Source organism: Burkholderia sp. Nafp2/4-1b (genome assembly GCF_003635165.1).
Classification (GTDB): domain Bacteria; phylum Pseudomonadota; class Gammaproteobacteria; order Burkholderiales; family Burkholderiaceae; genus Burkholderia.
This window is the reverse complement of sequence record NZ_ML058655.1, coordinates 23,406-31,965: the sequence shown is the minus strand read 5'-3', so window position 1 is coordinate 31,965 and position 8,560 is coordinate 23,406. Positions and strand designations below refer to the sequence as shown.

Annotated in this window: 6 protein-coding genes and 3 pseudogenes; 5 read left to right on the top strand and 4 right to left on the bottom strand. The window is 55.7% G+C overall.

Annotated elements, in window-relative coordinates:
• The coding region (locus C7H84_RS34900) for a zinc ribbon domain-containing protein (RefSeq protein ID WP_162999493.1) at window positions 1-149 on the top strand (149 nt) is incomplete at its 5' end.
• Window positions 150-232: 83 nt separating this feature from the next.
• Window positions 233-1,264: an IS110 family transposase gene (locus C7H84_RS34895; protein ID WP_121863048.1), complete on the top strand. Its 1,032-nt coding sequence runs from the start codon at window positions 233-235 to the stop codon at window positions 1,262-1,264.
• 702 nt (window positions 1,265-1,966) lie between these two features.
• Here C7H84_RS34895 and C7H84_RS37440 read toward each other — a convergent pair.
• Together C7H84_RS37440 and C7H84_RS34885 are read right to left on the bottom strand one after the other, a co-directional pair.
• Window positions 1,967-2,188, bottom strand: a pseudogene (locus C7H84_RS37440) (IS5/IS1182 family transposase); the annotation flags it as partial.
• A 357-nt stretch (window positions 2,189-2,545) separates the two neighbouring features.
• A complete protein-coding gene (locus C7H84_RS34885) occupies window positions 2,546-2,845 on the bottom strand; it encodes an H-NS histone family protein (protein ID WP_121863047.1) in 300 nt (99 codons plus the stop codon).
• A 667-nt stretch (window positions 2,846-3,512) separates the two neighbouring features.
• Here C7H84_RS34885 and C7H84_RS37720 point away from each other — a divergent pair.
• Window positions 3,513-4,241: pseudogene (locus C7H84_RS37720) on the top strand (terminase); the annotation flags it as partial.
• Window positions 4,242-4,355: 114 nt separating this feature from the next.
• Here C7H84_RS37720 and C7H84_RS34875 read toward each other — a convergent pair.
• Window positions 4,356-4,690, bottom strand: a pseudogene (locus tag C7H84_RS34875) (hypothetical protein); the annotation flags it as partial.
• A 407-nt stretch (window positions 4,691-5,097) separates the two neighbouring features.
• On the opposite strand from C7H84_RS34875, the gene C7H84_RS36815 reads away from it, so the two are divergent.
• The gene (locus tag C7H84_RS36815) at window positions 5,098-5,562 is read left to right on the top strand and encodes a hypothetical protein (protein WP_162999492.1); all 465 of its coding nucleotides are present in this window, start codon (window positions 5,098-5,100) and stop codon (window positions 5,560-5,562) included.
• Window positions 5,563-5,777: 215 nt separating this feature from the next.
• Here the strand turns inward: C7H84_RS36815 and C7H84_RS36810 are convergent, their stop codons facing one another.
• Window positions 5,778-6,281 (bottom strand): hypothetical protein, encoded by a 504-nt coding sequence (locus C7H84_RS36810; RefSeq protein WP_162999491.1) that lies wholly within the window; start codon window positions 6,279-6,281, stop codon window positions 5,778-5,780.
• Between the two features lie 960 nt (window positions 6,282-7,241).
• On the opposite strand from C7H84_RS36810, the gene C7H84_RS34870 reads away from it, so the two are divergent.
• A complete protein-coding gene (locus C7H84_RS34870; RefSeq protein WP_162999490.1) occupies window positions 7,242-7,940 on the top strand; it encodes a tyrosinase family protein in 699 nt (232 codons plus the stop codon).
• Window positions 7,941-8,560: the final 620 nt, after the last annotated feature.

Here is an 8,560-nt window from a genome sequence, read left to right as displayed (position 1 = left end):
GCCGGACGTGTCCGGCGTGCGCTTGCGTGAGCGCGCAGAACCGGCTTACGCAGGCGCGGTTCGCCTGTATCGAATGCGGTTTCGAGGAAAACGCCGACGTGGTTGGCGCGATCAATGTTTTGGCGCGGGGACACCGCGTTGCAGCCTAATGAAATGGACGCCTCCCGCCCACGGCGGCATCAGAAGTGCCAAAGTGGGAGAGTTGGTCAACCACTGAGTGGGGAGAGGCGTCATGGACAAGATTAGCGCAATCGGACTTGATTTGGCCAAGAACGTATTCCAGGTGCACGGGGCCGATGCCTCAGGGAAGAAGATTTTGTCGCGTCGGCTCAAGCGCTCGGAAGTGATGGAATTCTTTGCGAAGCTGCCCGCGTGCCGGGTTGGCATGGAAGCGTGTGGTGGCGCGCATGAATGGGCGCGGCGTCTGACAGCGTTGGGGTATGACGTCAAGCTCATGGCGCCGCAGTATGTGAAGGTCTACGTCCAGGGAAGCAAGACCGACGCGCGCGACGCCGCGGCGATCTGCGAAGCGGCCAGCCGCGACAACGTGCCAGCCGTAGCGATGCGCAGCCGGGGCGACCAACAAGTTCAAGCTCTGCACCGGGTGCGGGAAGGCTGGATGAAGCAGCGTACGGCGACGGCCAACCAGATACGCGGACTGATTGCCGAATTCGGCGGGGCGATCACGCGGGGCATACGGAATCTGCGCCGTGAAGTGGTGGCATGGCAAGAACGAGCACGTGCTGAACTGGGCGTGCTGTGCGGCGTGCTTGATGACTTGCTGGCCCACCTGGCGCAACTGGAAGAACGGATTGCACGGGTCGAGCGGCAACTCATGCAGGTACGGCGGGACAACGCGGCCTGTCGCCTGATCGAGAGCATCCCGGGCGTCGGCCTTCTGACTTCCACGGCGGTGCTCAGCAGCTTTGGACGGGCCGATATGTTCGGCACGGCCCGCAAATTTGCCTGTGCATTGGGCTTGACGCCACGCGAGCATAGCAGCGGCGGCAAACAGGTATTGCTGGGGATCAGCAAGCGCGGCAACAGCTATGTACGCCAGTTACTAGTGCATGGCGCGCGGTCGGTACTGCGAGCGCGGACCAACAAACCCGCCTACGCTGACGACTGGGCGGTGAAACTTGCGGCGCGGCGCGGGATGAACATTGCGGTCTGTGCACTGGCGGCAAAAAATGCACGACGTATCTGGGCGGTGCTACACAGCGGCGAAGTGTTCCGAGCCGACTACGCCACAGTGGTGGCGTAATCAACTCGGCCAGTATCTCGATACAAGGTAGTAGGGAGGTATTCCACCGATTGCCAGGGCAATCCCAAGTGATGACAAGACTGGTCAGACCGGGATGGTTGCAACTCGTTCTCCACAGCGTGTTTCGAACACGATAGCCTGTTTGAGAAACCATCCGCGAAATTCATCATGCGTCAGCAGCCTATATGCCGGCTGCAACAAAGACCGAATGTATGGCTGCAATCGACTTCGTCTGTCAGCGCTTGAAGAGCCGTCCTTGCAATAGGGAGGCGTCCATGTATGTGGAGAGCCGGTGCAGTCGGGTCGCTCCGTGAAGCAGGAACCCGCCGAGGCGACCTAAAGCAAGCATCATCGTTTCAGGAGCGGTAGGAATCCCCTGCATTCAGGCAGGGGAGGATGTCAAAATCGGAATTTGACCGCTGAGCCACGAGCAAGAGTTCGAAGGCGCGGGATCAAAGCTGCCGCGACACCACTCGAGGAAGCGCCGTGCTCCACTTGCGTCGGATCGTTGACCGCTTCAGGAAGCCTGCATATCCTGGCACTCCGCCGACGTCGTTCGGTGGACACGCGTTCTGCTGTCCAGGCACAGCGGCCGCAGCATGTCTGGCTCTCGCGCCGACGTCTTCGCGCCTTTGATCCGATGCTGCCAGTTGTCACCAATCGTAGACCTTCAACGTCGGCTTTGCCTACCCGCTTGCGTTAGCGCGTCACAGTCGACCTATCGATCGGCGACTTAGCCTGCAAATATGGGTCGCCGGTGAAGACCTGTCGGTACGGGTTGTCGAACCATTGGCAGACCGCGTCCTCATGACAGGTCGCAGGCGCACTGCGAATACAGCCAGCTAGCGGGTGCTCCATGTTGATCTGCTCGCGCAGAGGTCGACGGAAGAAATCTCCTCCTGGCACCGGCGTCTTTGGATCCATCCCAAACTCGTCAAAATTTGCGGGAATATCACGGCAATATGCTAGCTTCTTGCAAATTCCACAACACAATTTCGCCACATAGCCGCACTTGGCGGGCGTGCGCGGATCGTTTAGGGTCGGCTATCTACGATTCGTCATCAACGGTCAGCGCTTGCACATGATCTCGCTGCTCAGATGCTCAACGCTAACGGCCGCCGGCGATGCTAAAAATCCGCGGAACGTTTTTTTGAAATATCATCTTGCAAAAAAACGCAGCGATCGCTGATTAAATCTTAGCATTCAGATTTGGGGGGGCGGTGAGCTTGAAAAATATAAGGCATGCTGAATCACTAATTGTTTGGTTTGCTTAAAAATTCGTTAATTGTTTTGTTGGATGAGATAGCGGTCCCTGTTCTTTACATCAGCTATCCATGCCGGTGGGCGCCCGCGGCCGCTCCACGTCTGCCCTGTCGCGGAATTCAGATACTTGGGCGGTGGTGCCTGACGATTTTTTCTATTCTGATGCCCGAAAATATCACCGCTCGAAATGTTGTACATGGAAATGAGCTCCTTAATTGTTTCTATTGCTTTTATTTTTTCTTTGAGCTTTGCTGCTTCTATTTGTTTCTCTAGTTCCGCAAGCTGAACTTTAAGTATGGAGTAACGGTTTTCCGGCATGTCTGGTCTCGTTGATGAAATGCGAAATCGTGTATATTCGGATTGCTAGATGTTCGTGGGGTATTCAATGAAATGGTATGGGTTGATACGGTGCAATTGCTCTTCGTTAATTGGATTGAAGATCATATAATTCACCTTGTTGGTTGAGTGTATGTCGCCGCAAATTGCTCATTATTTTAGAAACTCGCACTCAAGCGAATTTCGATGCGCCACTCTGGCAACGAAATAAAGATCGTCAGACGCGTCGGGATATAACCGTTTTTGTATCAACCCGGTCGCCACTAATTCGTCAATTATATGCACGAAATTGACGGCCTGCTTACAAAAAACGAGCGAATTCCACTGTAACGTGGACTGACTTATGAATGAGAAGGAATTGAGCCGCGAGCCATGAACTTGCTTGTAACATCCGCGTAACGGTTGTTAATTGAATAGTGCGCTGTATAAATCTCGCGAAGCACAAGGGCGCGCGAATGGACCGGGCGATGGCAAAACCGTTGTTGTGGATAGTGCACCGACATAGATTGGCGTTGCATAAATCCGGAGGGGTATGGTGACGTTTACGCGCAACGGCAGGGGCACGCCGCTGTTAATAAATCGTGTTCCTGCGCAGATTCTCGCTTTTTTTCTAGACAATGCGTAGGTACACGAGCAAGACGCGAGAGCCGAAGGCGCTGCGCCGCGTCGAGAGCGTCGCCGCTACAGCGCGACCGACTTTGCGAACCTGCTGATGTGCCAGTTCATCGACGATTCGGTGTCGGTGTTCAAGCTGGCCGAGCTGCAGCGCTGTATGGTCGACTCGTGGGACGAATGGGCCGACGACTACTCGCCGTTGTTGCTGCGCCCGTTCGGCTAGCGCGAGGTGTGCGTCGGTTATCCGGCGCTCACCGGCGACTCGGCGGGCTTGGTCGTGGTGGCACCGCCGCACGTCGAGGGCTGGCCGTTTCAGGTGCTCAAGCGCCAGCAGTTTCGTGGCAACGATTTCGAGGTGTGGGCCGCCGCGATCGAGTCGATCACGCAGCGCTATACGGTTGGCTATATCGCGATCGACACGACTGGCATGGGACAGGGCGTCTATTAACTTGTGCGCAAGCTCTATTCCGGTGCGGTCGCGCTGAACCACTCGCCCGAGGTCGCGACGCGTCTGGTGCTCAAGGGGCAATCAGTGATCCGCAACGCCCGGCTGCAGTTCGACGCGGGCTGCACGGCCCTAGCGGCGTCCTTCATGGCAGTTAAGCAGACGATGACGCCCAGCGGCCGGCAGCCGACCTACACCGCCGATCCCAACGACGAGACGGGTCATGCGGGCCTCGCGTAGGCGTGCCTGCATGCGATCAATCGCGAGCCGCTCGCCGGCGGCGACATCCACGCATCCTCTTTTATGAAGTTCTACTCAGGAGCAAGCGCCGATCACGAGCGCTCCGCACGTTCGCGGCCGCGTCAATTCGAGCACCATCCGTGCAACACTGGCGTGCGCCGAAGCTTTTACCCTTCGATGATCCGACGCCGGTCATGAACTATACCGAGTCGGCCCTGAACAATTCGTTTTGGTCCACGGATGAGGGCATGCCGCCAGCGGCACAGCGGTTTTGAAGCCGAGCAATGCGACGAGGATCAGGGCGTAAAAACGCCGCAACTTGCGCAGGATCATCCGCAGGTTGTGACCGGCGCCGCACAGCACCGCATGAATCGCATCGCCCAGCGAACCCTTGCCAATTGCGGTCGAGCTTGCCGTCGACCTTCATGTGTCCGATGGCCAGCTCGAGGGCGCTGCGACGCGCGGATCATGGCGCGCAGGCCGCGCGTGATACCGCGTCGCAGTCCCGGGTGATAGACCTTCACGCCAGCTTCCAAACTGCTGCGCCGTCAGCGGCGTAGCTTCGTCTGTGCGACAAAACGAATTGTTCAGGACCGACTGTCTAGGCTCCGGCGCGGTGCAAGCGAACGAGGCGGCACGGACAGCGCGAGATAGCTTTGTGTCGGGCGGACGCCTTGGCAGCTGACCGCATAGACCAACCTGAATATATGCGTGCGCAATATTCGATAACGCTTTCGCATTCGACCGATTTCGTCACTCGAAGAAAGCGATTTGTTGACATGTGAAATTTATCGACAATGTCGTTTTTTGGACGTGGATATCCTACTCTCTAAAAGATCTTCGATGAAGTGGCGAATGTCTTATATTTATGAAGAAATTGAGCGCTCAATTGATCGAGCGGTGTTTTCGGAATGTTGCGTGCATGGAGATGATCATGAAAAAATTTTTATTCTGTATGTTGTCCTTGCTCGTTTGTGGAATCCTATTATCTCCGGTTGCACGAGCACAGAACGTGATCTCTGCGCAGCCGCTGTACGGCTGCGTCGATTTGGGGTCAGTCGTAACCTGGCAAACCACTCCATGCGCAGAAAACGGTTTGCAATCGTCAGGGCAACTGAAAGGGCAAAATTGGATTGCAGAAATTGACGCGAATGGAAATGTTAAGAAAGGGAAAAGTTGGATTGCCAATGTGAGCGTTTCAAGTGATGGTTCCGTCTATACCATTACGTTCAACGGCACGTTCTCCAGAGATGTAGGATGCATCACCACCAGTGATTTGCCTCCCTACTTGGCATACGATGAAGAGACTGAAACGCCTCAAGGCGTCACTGTGACGACGACCGACAATACGGGCCAACCGCGGTCCGTCCCGTTCAAGATTGTTTGTTCGGAAATTTAGTGTCTGGATAGTCGACGTACGACGGAAATCCTCCAGTCAGCGTAGAGATTGCATTGGTCGTTGGCGATTCCACCGTCGTCGCACCGATTCAAGCGTGTCTCCTCACAGTAGTACTTTGCCCGCTTAGCGCGGGCATTCTTTTACGCGATGCGTGCTCCACTTGATCGCCCTCCAGGCCCCTCTAAGACCCTCCCCGTGAGGGTAATGCCGTTCAGTTAAGGTTCTTTCTGAGGACCGGACGGCATAACGAGCAGGGCGGGACTTGACGGCCCGATCTCCGCTAATTCCCTTCCGCAATCGTTTGCCCACATCAGGATGGGTTTGGGGTGCCGTGGTGGATCCAGTGACTTGGGCGATGCGATGGTTTGCGAGCCGGCGGAATCTCTCGTTCTCACCGTACGTTCGCTCCACCAGTTGTCTGATCGCATCGCCGAAGTCCAGAAACTCAGCACGTCCCCCAGCATATGAACGCAGTCGGTTTCCTGTGCGACCGCGTCCAGATCGAGCCGTCCCCGCGCGGGACGGGCCGCCATCTCGAGCAGAATGGCTTCGCTTGGCGGATGTGCACGATAACCGGCGAGGGCATCAGCATCGCGCGCGGCGCGCATTTCGCCGGGCGTTGGCGCCTCGCCGGACTGAAAACCGAGCAGCAGGGGGGCGTACCAGGTCGAATGGTAAACACGAGTGATGCCTCCTTGCCGCAGTGGGCCGGCGATCATGGTGAAGGGGACGGAAGTTCGAGCGAGCGGGAATGGTCGCGACTTGTTCGACAGAGCGCTTGCCGATTTCGTGCACGTCGACGCTCGACGACCGTCGATTCGGTCGCGACGAGCAGCATGCGAGCTCGTAACGCGGCCACCGTGGCCACCCGGGCCGTCGCTGCAACCGCCGCTGCGCGGTGCCCCCTCCCCTGCGGGGCTCGCTTAAGTGGGCACTTTCGGGGCACCCTCGGACCGTGTGCTGAGGTCCTTGTGGCAACGAACCTGGCGCGTTTTGAGGCCGCAGAAAATCGTGCGTTTTGATGCACTTTGATAGGAACTCACGCGGCGCGCCAACGAGGCCAGCTGGGGATCTTTTGCTCTGAACGCTACATAGCAGGCGATCGTTGATTCGTTAGTAACAGCTGGAACTCGACAGGTCCCACGAACGTTTGCGACTTCGATGGCGAGACATTCAGTACACCCCTGCACAAGCACGACGCGCCCGCTGTCGCGCTCCCGAGCGGAATCGGGCATTTGGCTTTTGCATCAACCGACGCATATGGGGGCACGGGATTGGACTAGAAGTGAGGAGTAGCTTGTTTTTTTGTCATTTGGGTGAATTGGAATATTTCGGAAAGGATATTAAATTTGATAAATTCGTCTCGCTGCTGCGTAAAATTTGCTAGGCTAATGTTGGTTGGTTGGTTGGTTGGTTGGTTGGTTGGTTGGTATGGTTCGGTTAATTGGGTAATTAATTGCAGTGCCGCGCATGCGTTAGTTTTTGTTTTGTTATTCGAGTCGTATCAAGAGAAATGGTGCGTGCGTAAAAGCTGCCTTGGAGGAAATAATGAATCGACGGTCCTTTATCCAAGCGCTCACCGTGTCTGGGGGGCATACATCCTGACGAGGGAGCGGAGAGTCCTCGCGCAGTCCTGTTCGACAATATATACGAGACGCGATTTGCTATCGCTATCGTCGTTGGATCTGCAGAATTTCATTAGTGCGGTGCAGAAGATCAATGCGCGAAGTTTGCTTGGTGCCGTGACCGCGACACAATATGACGTTTTTTCTCGGGATCATGCGGTTAATGCTCAACAGTACCTCCAATATACAACAGACAATCCACCGACCGGTTTGGCTCGTTACCGCCAACTGTTACTAAGTTTTGAGCAAGCGCTGCAGGCCCAAAATCAGAGCGTAACGCTACCTTACTGGAATTTCCCGATCGACTTCGCGTCGCCGGAGAAATCGGCAGTTTTGTCCCAAAAATACATGGGGGGAAATGGCACGGGCGCTGGAAGCACGGTATCGGATGGCCCCTTTAGTGGGTGGCAGGTCGCATATCCTGGGTTAGATGAACTCGTGCCGGTCGTGCATGTATTGCGGCGTGCATTCGACCAAGGCGCAACGATAAGTCCATGGGCCTCACCTGAATTCTTTGCATTGACCGTTCAAACATCGCCCGATCTAGCGACTTTTACGCAAAGGGTGATGGGTGCGACCTCCAACGTTTTCACCGGAATTGGGGGGCAGTTTGGGGATATGGGAACCACTAACAGCCCAAACGATCCACTGTTTTGGATCGTTATGGCCTATGTGGACAACCTTTATGGTCGATGGCTAAGCAACCATCCCGAAGCGCCTCAACCGGCACCCGTCTGTTATAACTACGCGTAACAAAGGATGCAACTCGAGGTTGTGCGTAGCCCTCGCCCTACAACTTGATTGTCGACAAAAAATGATGTCCCGGACCATCTCTGAAGTGCCCGTGACGGCGTGGGCTTCAAGGTTAGCTCCCGGTCAAACTGACCGTCGGCTGTCGCGTGTCCAATCCAAATTGGAGCGTCAGCAGATAGGGTTTTCCGGGTGATCACGTGTGACATCATGGAAAAGTCAAATTCTGATAAGTGATTGTATTTATTGTATATTACCAGTGCTTTGTAATTAATTGCACTTCAAATTGAAGCGGAGTAGTCGAACGTATGGCGATGCGATGGCGGGCGCGAGCGCTCTGCACCAGGTGGACCTAAACTGCAGCTCGGGCGAATCAGAATTGTCGTGATCTATCGTGTTTGACTTTGGCTATGCAGTGTGTGGGCGAGTTGCGCCAAGCTTTAATTTACAAGGATTTGATGTGCGTCAGTAATGCTTCCCATGCCATCGGCACAGAGGCTGGCGGACGACCCAGCAGTCTCTTAGGAAGTCGACCCTCCGCCTCAGCATCCAGCGCCGTAGCAGATTTGCGTTGAGCGTATGCTCCAGAGCGATCAGTGCAACCGATACGCCGATTCCCTGGC